17 protein-coding genes are annotated in these 19,003 nt (G+C 69.8%); 5 read left to right on the forward strand and 12 right to left on the reverse strand.

Annotated elements, in window-relative coordinates; all coding sequences use genetic code 11:
• The first annotated feature begins 13 nt into the window (after positions 1–13).
• Both WJ12_RS26690 and WJ12_RS26695 read left to right on the forward strand, forming a co-directional pair.
• Positions 14–265 carry a hypothetical protein gene (locus tag WJ12_RS26690; protein ID WP_034191534.1) on the forward strand — a complete coding sequence of 84 codons (252 nt, stop codon included), beginning with the start codon at positions 14–16 and terminating at the stop codon, positions 263–265.
• A 46-nt stretch (positions 266–311) separates the two neighbouring features.
• A complete protein-coding gene (locus tag WJ12_RS26695; protein ID WP_034191533.1) occupies positions 312–1,277 on the forward strand; it encodes a quinone oxidoreductase family protein in 966 nt (321 codons plus the stop codon).
• Between the two features lie 141 nt (positions 1,278–1,418).
• On the opposite strand, the gene WJ12_RS26700 is transcribed toward WJ12_RS26695, so the two are convergent.
• From WJ12_RS26700 to pdxR, 5 genes are all read right to left on the reverse strand, one after another.
• Positions 1,419–2,510, reverse strand: a complete 1,092-nt coding sequence (locus tag WJ12_RS26700) for a porin (protein ID WP_059556457.1) — start codon at positions 2,508–2,510, stop codon at positions 1,419–1,421.
• A 142-nt stretch (positions 2,511–2,652) separates the two neighbouring features.
• Positions 2,653–3,720, reverse strand: a complete 1,068-nt coding sequence (locus tag WJ12_RS26705; protein WP_034191531.1) for an ABC transporter ATP-binding protein — start codon at positions 3,718–3,720, stop codon at positions 2,653–2,655.
• Positions 3,713–5,485, reverse strand: coding sequence for an ABC transporter permease (locus WJ12_RS26710; protein WP_034191530.1), 1,773 nt, complete (start codon positions 5,483–5,485; stop codon positions 3,713–3,715). Before WJ12_RS26710 ends, WJ12_RS26705 begins: the two co-directional genes overlap by 8 nt.
• Before the next feature lie 113 nt (positions 5,486–5,598).
• Positions 5,599–6,699, reverse strand: a complete 1,101-nt coding sequence (locus tag WJ12_RS26715; protein ID WP_034191529.1) for an ABC transporter substrate-binding protein — start codon at positions 6,697–6,699, stop codon at positions 5,599–5,601.
• Between the two features lie 216 nt (positions 6,700–6,915).
• Positions 6,916–8,388, reverse strand: a complete 1,473-nt coding sequence (gene pdxR, locus WJ12_RS26720) for a MocR-like pyridoxine biosynthesis transcription factor PdxR (protein ID WP_069245930.1) — start codon at positions 8,386–8,388, stop codon at positions 6,916–6,918.
• Positions 8,389–8,491: 103 nt separating this feature from the next.
• Here pdxR and WJ12_RS26725 point away from each other — a divergent pair, with 103 nt between their 5' ends.
• The 3 genes from WJ12_RS26725 to WJ12_RS26735 all read left to right on the forward strand — a co-directional run bounded on the left by WJ12_RS26725 (position 8,492) and on the right by WJ12_RS26735 (position 11,951).
• On the forward strand, positions 8,492–9,727 hold the full coding sequence (locus tag WJ12_RS26725; protein WP_059556459.1) for a multidrug effflux MFS transporter: 1,236 nt from the start codon (positions 8,492–8,494) through the stop codon (positions 9,725–9,727).
• Positions 9,728–9,852: 125 nt separating this feature from the next.
• A complete protein-coding gene (locus tag WJ12_RS26730; protein ID WP_059556460.1) occupies positions 9,853–10,533 on the forward strand; it encodes a response regulator in 681 nt (226 codons plus the stop codon).
• Positions 10,530–11,951 (forward strand): sensor histidine kinase, encoded by a 1,422-nt coding sequence (locus tag WJ12_RS26735; protein WP_034191526.1) that lies wholly within the window; start codon positions 10,530–10,532, stop codon positions 11,949–11,951. The genes WJ12_RS26730 and WJ12_RS26735 overlap by 4 nt, the downstream gene beginning before the upstream one ends.
• A 42-nt stretch (positions 11,952–11,993) precedes the next feature.
• Here WJ12_RS26735 and WJ12_RS26740 read toward each other — a convergent pair whose 3' ends face one another.
• From WJ12_RS26740 to WJ12_RS26770, 7 genes are all read right to left on the reverse strand, one after another.
• On the reverse strand, positions 11,994–12,860 hold the full coding sequence (locus tag WJ12_RS26740) for an MOSC domain-containing protein (RefSeq protein WP_034191525.1): 867 nt from the start codon (positions 12,858–12,860) through the stop codon (positions 11,994–11,996).
• Between the two features lie 89 nt (positions 12,861–12,949).
• Positions 12,950–13,903, reverse strand: coding sequence for an ABC transporter substrate-binding protein (locus WJ12_RS26745; RefSeq protein WP_034191524.1), 954 nt, complete (start codon positions 13,901–13,903; stop codon positions 12,950–12,952).
• A 34-nt stretch (positions 13,904–13,937) separates the two neighbouring features.
• The gene (locus WJ12_RS26750) at positions 13,938–15,122 is read right to left on the reverse strand and encodes a c-type cytochrome (RefSeq protein WP_059556461.1); all 1,185 of its coding nucleotides are present in this window, start codon (positions 15,120–15,122) and stop codon (positions 13,938–13,940) included.
• A gap of 50 nt (positions 15,123–15,172) precedes the next feature.
• Positions 15,173–15,988, reverse strand: a complete 816-nt coding sequence (locus WJ12_RS26755; protein WP_059556462.1) for an ABC transporter ATP-binding protein — start codon at positions 15,986–15,988, stop codon at positions 15,173–15,175.
• Positions 15,982–17,073 carry an ABC transporter permease gene (locus WJ12_RS26760; protein ID WP_059556463.1) on the reverse strand — a complete coding sequence of 364 codons (1,092 nt, stop codon included), beginning with the start codon at positions 17,071–17,073 and terminating at the stop codon, positions 15,982–15,984. Before WJ12_RS26760 ends, WJ12_RS26755 begins: the two co-directional genes overlap by 7 nt.
• Positions 17,074–17,077: 4 nt before the next feature.
• On the reverse strand, positions 17,078–18,112 hold the full coding sequence (locus WJ12_RS26765) for an ABC transporter substrate-binding protein (RefSeq protein ID WP_034191520.1): 1,035 nt from the start codon (positions 18,110–18,112) through the stop codon (positions 17,078–17,080).
• Between the two features lie 30 nt (positions 18,113–18,142).
• A complete protein-coding gene (locus WJ12_RS26770) occupies positions 18,143–18,982 on the reverse strand; it encodes a class II aldolase/adducin family protein (RefSeq protein WP_034191519.1) in 840 nt (279 codons plus the stop codon).
• Positions 18,983–19,003: the final 21 nt, after the last annotated feature.

Raw genomic sequence — 19,003 nt, forward strand, 5'->3', positions numbered from 1 at the left:
GGAGTACGACGCGATGCGAGCCGAACAGATGCTTCCCGACCATGCCGACCGGATCGAAACCGGCGGAACGACGATCCGCAAGGGGACCGTCGGCGCGTTCCTGGTCAACGCGCGCGTGTTGACCGACCCGCACGCCGAGCCCGCCGACCGGGCGCGCGCGGAGGCCGACGCGATCGACGCATTGCCGGCGCTGCGCGCGCTCGGCCTGTTCGACGTGCTGGAAGTGCGCGATCCCGCGCTGCGCGCGTGGCTCGACGCACGCTGATGCGCAGCTGAACCGTCGATCGAGATCCCCGATTCAAGGAGTCACCATGAAAGCAGCAGTCGTGACGGGCGCCGGCGAGCGTCCCGTTCAGATGGAATTCGATGCGCCGCGCGCGATGCCGGGCCACAGCCTGATCGACGTGACGGCGTCCGCGCTGAGCCGGCTCGCGCAGGCGCGCGCGGCCGGCACGCATTACTCGTCGGACGGGCGTTATCCGTTCGTCGTCGGCGTCGACGGGGTGGGCCGCCGTCTCGACGACGGGCAGCGCGTCTACTTCTTCGGCGCACCCGCCCCGTTCGGCGCGATGGCCGAGCGCACGATCGCGCCCGATACGCGGTGCGTGCCGCTGCCCGATTCGCTCGACGACGTCACGGCGGCGGCGATCGCGATTCCCGGGATGTCGTCGTGGGCGGCGCTGACCGAGCGCGCGCGGCTCGTCGCGGGCGAGACGGTACTCGTCAACGGTGCGACGGGTACGTCGGGGCGGCTGGCAGTGCGGATCGCGAAGCATCTCGGCGCCGCGAAGGTGATCGCGACGGGCCGCAACGCAGCCGCGCTGCAGGCGTTGCCGAGCGCCGGTGCGGATGCGGTCGTGTCGCTGCAACAGGACGACGCACATCTGGCACGCGCGCTCGAACCGCATTTCCGCGAAGGTGTGGACGTCGTGCTCGACTATCTGTGGGGCGCCAGCGCGCAGACGCTCTTGCTTGCCGCCGCGAAGGCGACGCCCGACGGCCGCCGGCTGCGATTCGTGCAGATCGGCTCGATCGGCGGCGCGGACGTGCTGCTGCCGGGCGCGGTGCTGCGGGCGACCGCGATCGAACTGATGGGCAGCGGCATCGGCAGCGTGTCGCTGCCCCGCTTGCTGGCGTCGGTGCGCGGTGTGTTCGACGCGGCCGGGCCGGCCGGCCTCGCGATCGACACGCGCACGGTGCCGCTGTCGGCCGTGGGCGAACACTGGGGCGATACGAACAGTCTCGTGCGCCCGGTGTTCACGATGCGCGGCGAGTGAGCGGCGCATCGAAACGCAGCGCGCCGGACGTGACGCGAGGGGCACGCTGGGCGGCGGCGGCCGGCGGTTCGCCGCGATGCCGCCGCGCGTGGCCTGGCTGAACGGCGGTCGACCGACTGCCGCCGCCCGCCGGCCCGAGTGTCAGAACCGCTGCTGGATCCCCGCCGTGACGCCGACCTGGGTCGTGCCGTATCCCGCGAAATCGCGCGACACGCCAACCTTCTGGTCGTGTTTCGCGATCGCGAACGCGCCGGCCGCGTACAGCACCGTGCGCTTCGACAGCGCGTAGTTCGCGCGCATCGACACCAGCGTCGGATCGGCATCGCTGCCGCCCTTGATGTTCTGGTGATAGACGGCCGCGATCAGCGAGAACGCCGGCGTGAACTGATACGACCCGCCGAGCCAGTACGTGTCGCTCAGCTGGTTCGCCGCCGTGGTGCGGAATGTGCGTTTGTAGTTGCGGTAGCCGGCCATCGTCTTCAGGTTGCCGAAGTCGTAGCTCAGGCCGGCATGGACGCCCTGGATATAGTTGACCGTATCGGCCGGCGTGACGCTGTCGGCCGCGCCGTTCTGCCGGTCGAACGTGACGACCGCCGCGAACGGGCCTTTCTCGTAGCCGACCGCGAAGTCGTATTTCGAGCTGGTCTTCACGCTGCCCGGCACGTTGCCGAAGCCGTACAACGCGCCGAACTTGAAGCCGCCGAATTCGCCGTCGTAGCGCACCGCGTTCGACGAGCGCGTGAACATGCCGTCCTTGCGGCCGCCCGTCGCCGTCGACGCCGAGGCCCACGAGTAGTTCTGCGCGTAACCCATCGGGTCGAACGGCAGCATGTAGTCGTAGGTGACGGTGTAGTTGCGGCCGAGCGTCAGTTCGCCCCATTTGCTCTTCAGGCCGACCGTCGCGCGGCGCGCGAAGATCGAGTCGGGGCCGTCGTCGAGCGCGCCGTTCGCGAGGTCGATCCCGCTTTCGAGTCGGAACACGGCCTTCAGCCCGCCGCCGAGATCCTCGACGCCGCGCAAGCCCCAGCGCGAGGTGTTCTTGTTGCCCGACTTGAGCTTGACCGAACTGCCGCCTTCGGGCGCCGCATGGTTCGTGTATTCGATGCCGGCATCCATGATCCCGTACATCGTGACCGACGACTGCGCGTGCGCGGCGCCTGCCGCGAGTCCGGCGACGGCGGCCGATCCGGTCAGGACGGCGGCGCGAAGGGAACGCTCTGCGCGTGATTTCATTGACGGTGTCTCCTTGGTTCTTGTGGGTTGGGTGAGTCGGTTAGGCGCGCATCCGCCCGCGGCGGACACCGGGAGGCGTCCGCCGGACGGGAAGTCCATGCGTGGCGGGATGCGCGGCGGCACGTGAGCCGCCGCGACCGGGTCAGCCCGCTTTCGCGAACGCCCAGCAGTCGTTGGTCGGGAATTCGATCCAGTGCTTGCCGGCCGCGCGCGGCACGTGGCCGAACGCGCGCAGGCGCATGTCGCCGCAATGGAACAGGTATTCCCAGCGGTCGCCGAGATACATCGACGTGACGAGGTCGGCCTGCAGCCGGTTCGCGCCCGGGCCGTCGGTGACCTGCACGCGTTCGAGGCGGATCACGGCCTGCGCGTCCTGGCCCGGCGCGAGCGTGTCGCGGGCCAGCGCCCGCAGTTCCCAGCCGTCGCCGGCGAGCGTCACGCATTCGCCGTCGATCGCGGCGACGCGCGCATCGATCCGGTTGTTGCTGCCCATGAATTCGGCCGTGTACAGCGAGCGCGGCGCGCCGTACAGCTCGGCCGGCGTGCCTTCCTGTTCGATGCGGCCGTTGCGCAGCAGCAGGATGCGGTCGGACATCGCCATCGCCTCGGTCTGGTCGTGCGTCACGCACAGGGCCGACAGCCCGAGCGACACGATCAGCTCGCGCAGCCACGCACGCGCTTCCTCGCGCAGCTTCGCGTCGAGGTTCGACAGCGGCTCGTCGAGCAGGATCACCGGCGGGTTGTAGACGAGCGCGCGTGCGATCGCGACGCGCTGCTGCTGGCCACCCGACAGCTGGTGCGGAAAACGTTCCGCGAGATGGCCGAGGCCGAGCTGATCGAGCGCGGTCTGCACGCGGCGCTTCTGTTCGGCTGGGGCGACGCGGCGCAGCTTCAGTCCGTAGCCGACGTTGTCGGCGACGGTGCGGTGCGGCCACAGCGCGTACGACTGGAACACGAGGCCGAGCGAGCGCTGCTCGACGGGCAGGTCGACGCGTTTCGCGCCGTCGAAGAACACGCGGTCGTCGAGCTGGATGCGGCCGTCGGACGGCTGTTCGAGGCCGGCCACCGCGCGCAGCAGCGTGGTCTTGCCGCTGCCCGACGCGCCGAGCAGGCACACGACTTCGCCGGCCTTCAGTTCGAACGACACGCCCTTGAGGATCGGATTGGCGCCGTAGCTGAGGTGCAGGTCGTCGACGATGAGCTTATCCATGAAGTTTCACTCCGAAGCGCAGGGCCACGCCGAGACCGGCGCCGACCATCGCGATGTTGATGACAGAAAGCGCGGCGACCTGGTCGACGGCGCCGGTCGCCCACAGCGACACGAGCAGCGCGCCGATCACTTCGGTGCCGGGCGACAGCAGGTAGACGGCCGTCGAGTATTCGCGCTCGAAGATCATGAAGATCAGCAGCCACGCGGCGAGCAGGCCGAAGCGCACGAGCGGCAGCGTCACGTCGAGCGACACGCGGCTGCGCGTCGCGCCGACGCTGCGGCCGGCTTCCTCGAGTTCCGGGCCGACCTGCAGCAGCGCGCTCTGGATGAGGCGCATCCCGTACGCGAGCCACACGACCGTGTACGCGATCCAGATGCTCCACATCGAGTTCTTCAGTTCGCGCAGGCCCGGCACGAACAGGAAGATCCACAGGAACGCGAGACCGGCGAGCAGGCCCGGCACCGCGCGCGGCAGCAGCACGAGGTAGTCGAGCAGCTTGGTCGCCCAGTCGGGGCGGCGGTGGCCGGCGAACGCGACGAGCGAGTAGAAGCCGATCGCGAGCGCGCCGCCGATCACGCCGATGCCGAGCGTGTTGACGATCGCGCGCACCAGGTTGTCCTGCTCGAACAGCTCGATGAAGTTCGACAGCGTCAGCACTTCGGCGAGCGCGACGCCTTCGCCCCAGTTGGTCACGAATGCGCGCAGCACGATGCCCGAGATCGGCACGATCACGGTCAGCATCAGCCACAGCACGACGATCGCGAGCGCGACCCAGCGCCACACGCCGAGCGGCAGCACTGTCGTCCGGCCGGCCTTGCCCTTCACGGTGACGAAGCGGTTCGCGGTCTTCAGCAGGCGGCGCTGCAGCAGCACGAGCGGGAACGTGATCGCGACGATGCACACGGCGACCGCGGCCATCAGGTGATACGACGGCACGCCGAGCTTGTTGGTCAGCTTGTACAGGTAGGTCGCGAGCACCAGGTGGCCTTCCGGATCGCCGAGCACGAGCGGCAGCCCGAACACTTCGAAGCCGAGGAAGAACACGAGCACGCCGGCGAACAGCAGCGCGGGCATCGTCATCGGCAGGCTCACGTCGAGCGCGACGCGGAACGGGCGGGCGCCCGCCACGCGCGCGGCTTCCTCGACGTCCGAGCCGAGGTTGCGCAACGCGGCCGACGAATACAGGTACACGTGCGGCACGTGCGTGAGGCCGACGATCACCGTGATCGCGAAGACCGAGTACACGTTCCAGGGGATGTTCTGTACCCCGAACAGTTCCTTGAACCACACCGAGTAGAAGCCGACCGGTCCGGCCGCGACCACGTAGCCGAACGCGAGCACCATCGGCGACACGAACACGGGCGTGAGCAGCAGCGGTTCGAGCCAGCGACGGCCGGGCAGGTCGGTGCGCACCATCAGGAACGCGAGGATGCCGCCGAGCGGGATCGAGATGAACAGCATCCCGCCGGCGATGATGAACGAGTTCTTCACGGCCGACCAGAAATCGGGATCGCTGAAGACGAAACGGAAGCCGTCGATGCCGAGCGTCTTGTTCGCGTCGAAGAACGGCGCGGACAGCAGGCTCTGGAACAGGATGAAGCCGAGCGGCAGTGCGACCGCGATGGTGAGTACCGCGACGACGATCCAGCGCAGCATGCCGGCGAGCGGCTGCAGGCTGTTGACCGGCAGCGCGGGAATCGCGTCGCGCGGGCCGGCGGCGGGTGGCGCGGCCGGTGCCGTGCCGGGGGTGCTGGTTGAAAGCATGAGTTCGCCCCTGCGGCCATCCGGATGGCCGCCTCAAGGAAGTCGGTAAGGGGAAGGGCCGCCCGCGCGACGTGCGGCGGGCGGCCGTGGGTCGGCCGGAGCCGGTCAGCGGATCAGCTCTTGATCGCCTGCTGCCATTGCTTCAGGAACGCGAGCCGCTTCGACTGGTCCAGATAGACGAGCAGGCCGGTGCCGATCTGGATCGGCTTCAGCGAATCGCCGAGTTCCTTCGTGAGGCTCGCGGCCGACGTCTCGCCGGTCACGTCCGTGCGGATCGCATACAGGTTCGCCTGGTTCGCGATCATGGTCTGGCCGCGTTTCGACAGCAGGTAGTCCACCCACAGCTTGGCGGCGTTCGGGTTTTTCGCCTTCTTCGAGATGGTGGCGAGGCGGCTCACGATCTGCGTGTAGTCCTTCGGAAACACGTATCCGATGGACTTGTCCTTCTTCGCCTTCGCGTACGCATACGAACCGATGATGTTGTAGCCGATCAGGTTCTCGCCCGACGAGATGCGCTCCATCATCGCGCCGGTGCTCGACTGCAGCTTCGGGCCCGTCGCGCCGATCGCCTTCACGAGTTCCCACGTGACCTTCTCGTTCAGGTGCGCGTCCTGCGTCAGCGCGTTGAAGCCGACGCCGGATTTCTCGACGTCGTACGTCGTGAGCTTGCCCTTGAACTTGTCCGGTTGCGACGCGAGCAGCTTGATCAGCTCGGCGCGCGTCTTCGGCACTTCGTTCTCGGGGATCAGGCGCTTGTTGTAGACGATCGCGAGCGGCTCGAAGGTCGTGCCGTACGCCTGCTTCTGGTACTGCGCCCATTGAGGCACGTTCGGGCTTTCGGGCGAATCGTAGGCCGCCATCAGGCCGTCGTTGACGAGCTTGACCTGCAGGTCCATCGCGGAGCTCCACAGCACGTCGGCGCTGGTGCTGCTCGCCGCGTTTTCGCTGATGTAGCGGTTGTACAGCTCGGTGCTGTTCATGTCGTTGTACTCGACCTTCACGCCGTACAGGCTTTCGAAGTCCTTGATCAGCGGGCGCACGAGGCCCGTGTCGGTCGTCGAGTAGACGATCAGCTTGCCTTCCTTCTTCGCGGCGTCGATCACGCCCTGGTAATTACCCGGATACCCGGCCGGAACCTGCGCGACGGCGCCGCCGGCGGCAGTGCCCAGGACGATCGCCAGTGCGGCGGCAACGCGCTTCGGTGCAAACGACATGTCTTCCTCCAGTTATGCGTGGTGTTGTTCGAGTGACGCGGATGTTAATTGCGGGGCACTTTCAGCCTGCTTTCATTCCCGTTCACAATCGCGTCGTTTGCGTCATGGATTTCCCGAGGTCGCGGCGGCCGCCGCCGCGGGTTGCGCGGCGTGCGGCATGGTTCGGACGGGAACAGAAGCGGGGCCGGGCAGGCGCGGGAACGCCCGCAACGACCGCTAGGCGGAGGCCGCCAGCAACTGGCCGAGGATCCGGCCGCCATGCCGTGCATGCGCGGCCGTCAGCGCGGAATATCCGACGACGACACCCGCTTCACGCCGGGCGCTTCGGCAGAATTCGCGGATCGGCTGCAACGCGATGCCGGCCGCGCGGGCCCGGGCGACAACCGTCGCGTCGTCCGTCCCGGGCGGCAGCCACAGCACGAAATGAAAGCCCGCGTGCTCGCCGGATACCGCGAACCGTCCGCCGGCGTGCTTCGCCAGCTGCTCGAGCACGATGTCGCGCCGCTGGCGGTACGCGTGCCGCGCGGCGCGCAGGTGCTTCGCGAAATCGCCGCTGGCGATGAAGCGGGCCAGCGCCAGTTGCGGCGCTGCGCCGACCGCGCGCGCGGTCGCATGCCACACGGCCGACAGCGCCGGCCGCAGCGCTTTCGGTACGACCATGAAGCCGATGCGCAGCCCCGAGAACAGCGTCTTGTTGAACGAGCCGCAGTAGATCACGCGGTCGCACGCGTCGAGCGATTTCAGCGCGGGCAGCGGGGCGGTCTGGTAGCTGAATTCGCCGTCGTAGTCGTCTTCGACGATCCACGCGCGGCCGCGCTGCGCCCAGTCGAGCAGTTCGAGCCGGCGCGACACCGACATCGTGACGCCGAGCGGTGCCTGATGCGCGGGCGTCACGTAGACGGCACGCGCATCGGGATGCCGGTGCAGCGACGCCGTGTCGATGCCTTCCCGATCGACCGGCACGTCGATCACGGTCGCGCCCGCGATCGTGAAGATCTGCCACGCCGACACGTAGCCGGGATCTTCCATCAGCACCGTCGAGCCCGGCGCGAGCACCGTGCGCGCGACGAGGTCGATCGAATGGCGGATGCCGGTCGTGATGAAGATGTCGCTGGCGTCGCACGGAATGCCGCGATATTCGCGCAGGTACGCGGCGATTTCGTCGCGGAGGCTGTCGACGCCTTGCGCGGGCGTCGCGCCGAGCTCGTTGGCCGTCGCGGCAAGCAGGCTCGCGCCGAGCGCCTTCTTCCATTGCTGCATCGGCATCAGGCCGGGATCGGCGAGCCGCGCGACGAACGGGACGCCCGGGCGCACGCCGTGTTCGGATTCGGACTCGTCCGGGCCGCCTGCCGGCTCGCGGTGTGCGTTGCCGGGACGAGGCTGCGCGGCCGCGCGCAGATAGCTGTCCGGCACCACCGCGCAGACGCGCGTGCCGGACCCTCGCGTGCGGGCGATGTAGCCCTCGGCGCACAGGATGTCGTACGCCGCTTCGACGGTGCCGCGCGCGATGTCCCAGCGCACGGCCAGCGTCCGGCTGGACGGCAGCGGGCTGTCGGCAGGCAGCAGGCGCTTCAGGATCGCGTCGCGAATCGTGTCGGCAATGCATTCCTGCTTCGACGACGGGCTGCCGGCCGACAGCCCGGAAGGGCGCGGCAGATCGAGCGGAATCGCGGCTTTGCCTCGCGGCATAGTGGTCCAGTCGGTGGTCGATTTAATGGTCCTTCAGCTTATATCACTTTCCCCTTAGATTGCTGTCGACCCTTTCTCCTCGGACCGGAAACGGACTTGCCGCATGAAGACACGCTCATTGCCCCAGCGGGGCTGGTTGTTCCTGTTGATGCTCGTCGTGTGCCTGCCGCGCGTCACGATCGATGCATACCTGCCGTCGCTGCCCGCGATGGCGGACGCGCTGCACGGCACCGACGCCCAATTGCAGCTCACGCTCACCCTCTACATGGTCGGCTATGCGCTGTCGATGCTGGTGTCGGGGCCGTTGTCCGACCGTTACGGGCGCCGTCCCGTGCTGCTCGGCGGTCTGTGCGTGTACGTCGTCGCGAGCGTGGCGTGCGCGCTGTCGAGCGGCGTCGCGGCCCTCATCGTCGCGCGCATCTTTCAGGCGCTCGGCGGCTGCACCGGCACGGTGATCGGCCGCGTCATCGTGCGCGAGCGCTTTCCGGCCGCGACGCAGGCCACGATGCTCGGCCATATCTCGGCCGGCATGGCGCTGTCGCCGGTGGTCGCGCCGCTGGCCGGCAGCGCGATCGCCGCGTGGCTCGGCTGGCGCGGCGTGTTCGGATGGCTCGCGGCGGGCGGGCTGGTCGCGACCGCGATGGTGCTGCGCGTGCTGCCCGAGACGCGCGAACAGGCCGCGCGGCCGGCGCCGGGCCCCGGGCTCCTGCGGACCTACGCCGGCCTGCTGCGCGAGCGACGTTTCCTGCGCTACTCGCTCGCGATCAGCTTCGTTTACTGCACGTACTACCCGTTCATCGCGGAATCGTCGACGCTGTTCCAGCGGCAGATCGGCGTGTCCGGCCCGGTCTATGCGGCGATCTTCGGCGTGACCGTGTTCGGCTACCTGATCGGCTCGAGCGCGTTCGCGCGGACCGGCGGGCGCTGGCAAGCCGATTCGGTCATCGCGGCGGCGGCCGCCGTGAATCTGGCCGGCGCCGCCATGCTGTGGGCCGGCGGCGCGCTCGCCCCGATGTCGGTGGCCGCACTGGTCGTGCCGATGTTCGTCGTGATGATCGCGGTCGGGATCGCGATTCCGGCGTGCCAGTTCGCGGTGATGCAGCCGTATACGCAGATCGCCGGCACCGCGTCGGGGCTGTTCTTCTTTATCCAGATGGCGATCACGGCCGCGTGCGGCGGCGTGCTGGCGTGGCTGTCGGACGGCACCGCGCACCCGATGATCGTCGTGACGGCCGGCGCGAGCGTCGCGTTCGTCGCGGTGGTCGTCGGCCTTCGCGAGCGGCATGCGGCCGGCGATGCGCGCTTCGCGGCGCCCGGTCATCCCGCCGCGGAACGCTGAGCGGCGGCCGTCGGCGGCGCGCGCGGCGGCTTGGCGGCCCCCGCGCAACCCGTGTTTCCGCGAGGCGTCGACATGGAAAGGATCATGTAATGTAGCGGCCTGTCGCTGACCTTACCGGAATCCCCATGCGCGTGCTGCTCGTCGAAGACAATCCGAACCTGGCCCAGTCGCTGAGCGATGCGCTGAGCGCCGCGCGCTTCGCGGTCGATCACATGGCGGACGGCGAGGCGGCGGACCACGTGCTGCGCACGCAGGATTACGCGCTGGTGATCCTCGATCTCGGGCTGCCGAAGCTCGACGGGCTGGAGGTGCTGCGGCGGCTGCGCGCGCGCCGCAACCCGGTGCCGGTGCTGATCCTCACCGCGCACGGGTCGGTCGAGGACCGCGTGAAGGGGCTCGATCTCGGCGCCGACGACTATCTCGCGAAGCCGTTCGAGCTGACCGAGCTGGAGGCGCGCGCCCGCGCGCTGATCCGGCGCAGCCTCGGCCACGAGCATTCGCGCGTCGAATGCGGGCCGCTTTCGTACGACAGCATCGATCGCAGCTTCCATCTCGCGGGCGAGCCGCTGTCGCTCACGCCGCGCGAGCGCTCGGTGCTCGAGGTGCTGATCCTGCGCAACGGCCGCGCGATCAACAAGGACACGCTGTCGGAGAAGATCTTCGGGCTCGACGAGTCGGTCAATGCCGATGCGATCGAAATCTACGTGTACCGGTTGCGCAAGAAGCTGGAGAACACGGGTGTCGCGATCGTCACGCTGCGCGGGCTCGGTTATCTGCTCGAAGCGAAGGCGGAGAACGACGAATGATTCGCCCGAACCTGCGCACGCAGGTCGCGCTGTGGCTGCTGCTGCCGCTGCTCGGGCTGCTCGCGCTCGACTCGTGGCTCACGTACCAGCGCGCGATGAACGCCGCGCACGTCGCATTCGACCGTACGCTGTCGTCGTCGCTGAAGTCGATCCGCGAAGGCGTGCGGCTCAACGACGGCGAGATCGAGGTCGACCTGCCGTATCTCGCGCTCGAAATGCTCGAATCGAGCGACGGCGGCAAGATCTACTACCTGATCCGCGAGGACAACGGCCACACGATCACCGGCTACCCGGACCTGCCGCTGCCGCAGGGACGCGACGCGGGCGACGGCGAACTGTTCGTCACGCGCTACTACGACGTCGTGTATCGCGGCGAGCAGTTGCGGATGGCCGCGCTGCGCATCCCGGTGCACGACGTGCCGACCGCGCAGTCGCGCATCGTGTGGGTGATGGTCGGCGAGACGATCGAGGCGCGCCAGGCGCTCGCGCGCGAGATCCTGGTCGGGTCGCTGCTGCAGGAGGGCCTGCTCGTCGTGCTCGCGCTCGGGATCGTGTGGCTCGGCGTCGGGCGCGGGCTGCGGCCGCTGAACCGGCTGTCGGCCACCGTGGCCGCGCGCAGCGAGGACGACACGACGCCGCTCGATACCGGTGCGATGCCGAGCGAGCTCACGCCGCTCGTCGATTCGATCAACCAGTACATCGGCCGCACGCAGCGGATGCAGGTCGCGCGGCGCCGCTTCTTCGCCGATGCGGCCCATCAGCTGAAGACGCCGCTCGCGGCCGTGCAGGCCGGCGTCGAACTCGCGCTGCGGCCCGACGAGCAGCCGCGCGCGAACGGGCACCTGCGGCGTGCGAACGGCGCGGTGCGGCAGGCCGCGAAGATCGTCCAGCAACTGCTGTCACTGTCGCGGCTCGATTCGGACAGCGGCCATGCGATCGCGCACAAGCCGGTCGAACTGCACCGGCTCGCGCGCAGCGTGACGCTCGACTGGTCGCCGGTCGCCCGGGCGCGCGACATCGATCTCGGCTTCGAGCACGAGGCCGATGTCGACGTGCTCGGGCAGCCCGATCTGCTCGGCGAGATGGTCGGCAACCTGATCGACAACGCGATCCGCTATGCGGGCGACCACGCGGTGATCACGGTGCGCGTGTCGCGCGACGGCGAGCACGCGCGGCTCGACGTGATCGACAACGGGCCGGGCATCCCGGCGGACGAGCGCGACGCGGTGTTCGAGCGTTTCCATCGCGGCAGCAAGACGCAGACGGTCGAGGGAACGGGGCTCGGGTTGTCGATCGTGCGGGAGATCGCACGCGTGCATCAGGGCAGCGTGACGCTGGCCGATGCGGCCGGCGGCGGACTGATCGTGACGATCCGGCTACCGGCGGCGGCGACCGAGGCGGTGCCGCGCGCCGCGTGATCGCGCGTGAGGAGGCGGGACGGGAAAGGGCGGTGGTCCGGCTCAGTCGCCGAACCCGATCTCCGCTTCGACCGGCTGGCCGATTTCGAGCCACGCACCGGCACCTTCGACGACGATCGCATTGATGCCGAACGTCAGCGCGTCGTCGTAGTTCGGGTTCGCGCGATAGGTCTGCAGCGTGTCGGTCGGCTCGTGCGGCCACGCGGGGTCGGGCGCGCCGGTGGCCTGGTCGATCGTCGGCATCGGGCAGCGCGTGCACAGCTTCACGAGGCGCAGCCGCACCGGCGTGTCGCCGTCGGCGTCGAGGTGTTCGACGAAATCCTCCTCGTACGCGTCGAGATCCGACACGACGATGTTCGGGCGGAAGCGGTTCATCGGAATCGCCGGCGCGCCTTTCGCGGCGAGCCGCGCGTTCAGGTCGTCGAGCGACGACTGGCCGATCACGAGCAGCGGATAGCCGTCCGCGAACTGCGTGTGCGTTTCGATCTCGCCGGTCCATTTGCGGTTGCAGCCGCGGCGCGCGTCGGGCCCGAAGCGCGCGAGCTTCGTCGGCGTACCGAGGTATTCGGTGAGCCAGGCGGCCGTGTCGGCGCCCGTGTCGATCGCGTCGACGGTGTCGCGCCAGACGGTCGCCGCCATCCCGGGCGTCGCGGGCGATGCGTCGCCGTCGAGCGGCGTGCGGATTTCCGGCATGCCCGGCGCGTTCAGCACGAGCGCGTCGTTGTCGAATGCCGTGCGGATCAGCGCGAGGCGCGGGTGCGTGCGCTGCGTGATCATCTGCCCGTCGGGATCGGTGATCAGCCAGTGGCGGTCGTACGCGAGGCCCGTTTCGAGCAGTTGCGCACGCGTCAGCGCGATGCCGGCGCAGGATTTGATCGGATAGACGAAGAGTTCGGTGATGGCTGGCATGACGCTGGCTGAACGCGGGATGGTCGAATCGCGATTGTGCCAGATCGTGCCGAAGCCGTTTGGGCCGTTGCACGCTGCCGCGCGGCCGTTCAGGCGAGCGGAAAGCCCGTATCGAACGTCGTGCGCACGTCGAGCGGCTGGCGCAGCAGCCCGGCCTTCAGGTAGAAGTCGGCCGTGCGCTGCTGTTCGGCGATCACCGTCGCGTCGATCGGCAGCCAGCGCGTGTTGCGGCGCTCGAACTGCAGCTTCGCGGCGGCCGGCGGAATGCCGATGATGCGCGCGAGCGCCGCCGAATACGCGTCGACGTGCCGGTACGACCACGTCTGCGCGCGCACGACGCGCCGCAGGAAATCGTGCAGCACGTCGCGCTTCGACGCGATCGCCGCGTCGGTCGCCGCGAGATAGCTGAGGCCCGACCACAGCCCGCGGCCGTTGACCAGCACGCGTGCGCGGCCGCTCGTTTCGGCGAGCGCCGTGTAGGGCTCCCAGGTCGCCCATGCGTCGATCGAACCGGTGGCGAGCGCCAGCATCGTGTCGGCCGGCGGCAGGAAGCGGAACGACACCGCATCGGGCGGCAGGCCGGCCGCGTCGAGCGCCTTCAGCGTGACGAAATGGCCGATCGAGCCGCGCGTGGTGCCGATGCGCTTGCCCTTCAGGTCGGCCGCGCCTTTCAGCGCCGCGTCGGGTTGCACGAGCACGGCCGTGCCGTACGGATCGGAACGGTTCGCGCCGATCACCTTGATGCGGGCGCCCGACGCGAGCGCGAAGATCACCGGCGCGTCGCCGATCGGGCCGCAGTCGACGGCCGCCGCGTTCAGGGCTTCGGCGAGCGGCGCGGCGGCCGGGAATTCGGTCCACGCGATGTCGTACGCGAGGCCGTTCAGTTCGCCGGCCGCTTCGAGCAGCGCGCGCAGCCCGCCTTTCTGGTCGCCGGCGCGCAGCAGCGGCCGTGCGCCCGATTGCGCGCGCAGTGCGGCAGGCGCCGCGGCGATCGTGGCGAGGGCGCTCGCCTGTGCGAGGAAATGGCGTCGGGTCGGATTCATCGTGGAGTTCGGTTGGAAGAACGGGTTCAGGGATTCAATGCGGGAGCCCGGCCTGCACGTCGCGCACGGGTTCGGTGTCGACGCGCAGCAGCAGTGCGGTCAGCGCGTCGCCGCCGGCGGCCGGCACGGTCGGTCGTGCCGCCGCACTCGAGCGGCACAGCAGGTCGGCATCCGACCAGCCGGCGCTGCCCGGCAACGCGCGCGCCCGCAGCCAGCCTCGGCGATCGGCGAGCAGTTGCGTGCCGCCGAGCGCATCGGGCGCGATGCCGGCAATCGTGGCGAACGCGCGCCACGTATCGGGCGTCGTCGCGACGCAGTTCGCGCGCGTGCCGATCGAGGGCGCCGCGACGGACGCGCCGCGTTCGGTGACGAGCAAGGTTTGCCAGCGCGCGTCTTCCGGCGGCGGCGGCGCGCCCGGCGCGAGCGCGACGATCCGCACGCGCTGGCCTTCGCGCCAGCGATCGAGCGGTTGCGGCGCGGCGTCGCCGCAGCGCACGTCGAGCGCCGGCAGCGGGACGGGCACCGGCCATGCGCCTTCCGCCTGCGCGCCGCTGCCCGCGGCCAGCGCCTTCAGGTAGTCGAGCACGGCCCACGTGTCCTGCGGGCCGAGTGTCGCGGCGAAACCGGGCATCGTCGACGCGCCGTGCTCGTCGCGTGTGCCGTGCCGCACGCGCCAGAACAGTTCGCCGTCGAGGCGCCGCGCGAGCAGCGTGCCGGCAAAGGTCGGCGGCCAGTGCGCGAGCGTGGCCGCGAGCGGCCCTTCGCCACGGCCGTCCGCGCCATGGCACGCGGCGCAGTGTTGCGCATACAGGTGCGCGCCGCGCATCACGCTCGATACGGAAAACGGCGCGGGATCGCGCTGGAAGCTCGTCGGCACGGCCGGCGCGAGCCACAGCGACGAAGGCGGCCACGGCGCGAACCACGCGACGGCCAGCGCGGCGAGCGCGGAGGCGACACGCCGCCTGCGCGAAACGAGCGCGATGCACGCGAGCACGACCGCCAGTGCCGTCGCTGCGCACGCGAACGCGAGTTGCCGCGTCAGTCCGGCATCGATGCGCAGCGTTTCGAGCGCGATACGGTGCGCCCATGGCCACGCGCCCTGACCGTCCGCGTCCGCCGTCAGGCCGAGCGCGTGCAGCACACGTGCCAGCGCGATTTGCGCGCGATACAGCAGTTGCAGGAACGCGATCGCCCAGTCGGAGAAGAGCGGTGCGTTCATCGCACGCGCCAGAGCCGGGCAGCGACCGGACGTCGAACGGCACCCGGCATCTACCAGCTCGCGTCGAGTCCGAGATGCCGCAGCGCGTCGTGGCGCAATTCGGCGAGGCGCGGGTCGCCGCGATGGCGCGGGTAGGGCAGGTCGACGTGCAATTCGGCGACGATCCGTGCCGGGCGGGGACCGAACACGATCACGCGCTGCGCGAGGAACAGCGCTTCCTCGACGTCGTGCGTGACGAGCAGCGCGGAGAAACCGTCGCGTTGCCACAGCGCGGTCAGCTCGGCCTGCATCGTGAGCCGCGTCAGCGAATCGAGCTTGCCGAGCGGCTCGTCGAGAATCAGCAGGCGCGGATCGTTGACGAGCGCGCGGGCGAGCGCGACGCGTTGCGCCATCCCGCCGGACAGCTGATGCGGGAACACGTTCGCGAAGTCCTGCAGCCCGACGCGCGCGAGCGCATCGTCGACGCGATGCTGCGCGGTGCGCGCCACGCCGCGCGCTTCGAGGCCGAGTGCGACGTTCGCGCGCACGCGCCGCCACGGGTACAGCGTCGGGTCCTGGAACACGACGATGCGCGACGGATCGGGGCGCTCGATCGGCACGCCGTCCTGCGCGATGTGGCCTTGCCGTGCCGCGTCGAGCCCCGCGACGAGGCGCAGCAGCGTCGATTTCCCGCAACCGCTCGGGCCGAGCAGCGCGACGAATTCGCCGGCCGCGACCGACAGCGTGACGTCGTCGAGCACCGGCAGCGCACCGCCGGGCCCGTCGAACGCATGGCTCACGCGGCGAATGTCGATGCGCGCGCCGCGTGGCGCGGTGACGGCGGGTGCGGCGGCAACGGGGGAGTCCAGCACGGCGGCGCTTACCATTTGACGGTTCCTTTCTGCCACGCGAGCACACGGTCGCGCACCGCGAACAGCAGCGCGATCAGCCCGGAAAACAGCAGCGCCATCACGATCAGCGCCGCATACATGTTCACGTACGACGCCCAGCCCTGCGCCCAGCTCAGGTACCAGCCGAGCCCCGACTTCACGCCCATCATTTCCGCGACGACCAGCACCGTGAACGACGCGCTCAGCCCCATGAAGATGCCGACGAACACGTGCGGCAGCGCGGCCGGAATCGCGACGCGCAGCACGAGGAAGCGCGCGTTCGCGCCGAGCGTGCGCGCGACGTCGTAGTACTGCTTGTTGACGCTCGCGACGCCCGACCACGTGAGCACCGCGACCGGGAAGCCGGTGGCGAGCGCGATCAGGAACGCGGCGGCCGAATAGCTCGACGGGAAGAAGTAGAACGTGAGGGGCAGCAGCGCGGTGGCCGGCACGGGGCCGAGCACGCGCAGCACCGGATGCACCCAGTAGCCGATCCGGCGCGACCAGCCGATCGACACGCCCACCGCGAAGCCGACCGCGACGCCGTACGCAAACCCGAGCGCGAGCAGCCTCAGCGTATTGCCGGCGCTGCCCGCGAGTCGCGGCCAGTCGTCGACGTAGACCTCGATCAGCGCCTGCGGCGGCGCGAAGAACGGCGTCGGCAGCCAGCCGGTTTTCGCGGTGACGATCTCCCACGCGGCGAGCACGAGCGGCAACGCGACGAGCCACGGGCCGGCCGGGCGTACGCGGGCGAGCCGCGTGCGCGTGGCGGGGACGAGATGGCCGAGCGTCGCGGCGGCCAGCAGCAGTGCGGCGATCGTCCACGCGGCCGTGCCGAACGTGTCGGTGTACGCCCAGTCGCTGAAGCCGACGATGCGGTTCGGCCACAGTTGCGTGAGCGCGCCGAGCGCGGCCCACGCGAATGCGGCGACGATCCCGGTCGGCCAGAGGCGAGCGCGGCGCGCTTCGGCGGCCTGCGTGGCTTCGCAGGCCGTGCAGGCGACGCGCACGGACGGGGCGACACTGCCGCCGGCAGGTGCCGGCGCTGTGCGAGTGGCGGAAGCGTGTTCGATCGTCGACATCGCGTTACCCCAGTACGTTGGCGTAGACCTGCTGCGCGAAGCGCTGCGGGTCCGTGCTCTTCTTCAGCACGCTGATGCGGCGGAAGTCGTCCGCATAGAATGCGATCTCCTGCTGCAGGTCGACGTTGGTCGGGTGATGCGTATAGGTGAGCGTCGCGTACAGCTTGCGCAGATCCTCGGGGTCGATCTTCGGCGAGTATTTCGCGAACACCTTCGCGGCTTCGTTCGGGTTGTCGTGCGTGTATTCGGTGGCCTGCACGATCGAGCGCGCGAGTGCGGCGGCCGACGGCCGGTCGTTGCGGACGAGATCGCCGCGCGCGCCGATCACGCAGCACACCTTGCGCGCGTATTCGCCGGACAGGTTCGTCGCGAGTTCCGTGTACGCGCCGTTGCTGCGCTTCTCGAGCAGATAGAGGTTCGGGTCGCCGTCGGCGATCGCGTGAATCTCGCCCTTGTCGACCGCGACGCCGAGCAGGTCGGCCGGATACTGCCGCCACGTGATGTCGCGCTCGGGATCGATCCCGTTCTTCGCGAGCAGGATCGAGAAGAAGTGCTTGCCGGGCGCGGCCAGATCGCTGACGCCGACCGTCTTGCCCTTCAGCGCCTGCAGCGTCGTGACGCCGGCCGCCTTCGCGCCGAGCAGCCGCACGCAACCGCCGTGCGAACTGCCGATGATCTTCACGTCGAAGCCGGCTTCGAGCGGCTTGAGCCAGCGGTGGATCATCCCGACCGCCGCATCGGCCTTGCCGGTCGCGATCGATTCGAGCAGCTGGTCGGTCGAGCCGCTGTAGTTGATCAGCTCGACCTTCAGGCCGTTTTTCTCGAAGAAGCCGCGCTCCTGCGCGACGACGATCGGCGTCAGGCAGAACGCGTTCTGGTTCCACGCGAACGTGAGCTTCTTCAGCGGCGGCGCGGACCATGCCTTGCGGCCGAGCGTGATCGCCGGCGCGGCGAGCGCGGCGGCGCCGGCCGCGCGCAGCAGCCGGCGGCGTTTGTCGTCGTGCGCGCCGGCGGGCGCGGGTGCGGTGGTGTGGGTCATCGTCTGGTCTCCGGTCTTGCGGAAAGGCGCTCAGTCGAGCAGGTCGGGTTCGTCGGCGAGGACGCGCGCGAACAGGCTGTCGAACGCATGCAGCGCACCGTCGGGGCCGCCGATCTGGCCGTGCGTGTGGCGCGCGGTGGCGTGATCGATCGGCTGCGGCGTGCCGGCCGCTTCCGCCAGCAACTGCGTGTGCGCGACGTTGTCGAGCGCGATGTACCACCATGCGGCGGCCTCGACCGTCGGGCCGGCCGTCAGGATCCCGTGGTTCTTCAGGATCACGCCCTTGTGCGTGCTGCCGTCCGGTTTCGCGAGCGCATCGGCGATCCGTGCGCCTTCGCTGGTATCGACGACCATCCCCGTGAAATCGTCGAACAGCGCGTGATCCTCGTAGAACACGCATGCGTCCTGCGTGAGCGGATCGAGCGGACGGCCGAGTGTCGACCACGCCTTGCCGTAGGTCGAGTGCGTGTGCGCCGCGGCGACGACGTGCGGATGGGCTTCGTGGATCGCCGCATGGATCGCGAATGCGGCCTTGTTCAGCGGCCGCGTGCCGATCGCGGTCTCGCCGCGGGCATTCACGAGCAGCAGGTCGGACACCTTGATCTGCGAGAAATGCACGCCGAGCGGGTTCACCCAGAAGTGATCGGGCAGCTCCGGATCGCGCGCGGTGATGTGGCCGGCGAGGCCCGACGCGAAACCGAAGCGCGCGAACAGGCGGAACGCGGCCGCGAGCCGCTCCTGCCGGTGGCGGCGTTCGGCGGCGACGTCGGTGCGCGGCGCGGTCGGGTCGAACCAGAAATGCTGGCGCGGCGCTTCGGCGAGTTCGAGGCCCGATGCGGTGCGCACGGGCGAGGACAGGACGGCGGACATGATGAGGTATCGCTCCGTTGG

This window comes from Burkholderia seminalis (assembly GCF_001718535.1).
In the GTDB taxonomy this organism is placed as follows: Bacteria; Pseudomonadota; Gammaproteobacteria; order Burkholderiales; family Burkholderiaceae; genus Burkholderia; species Burkholderia seminalis.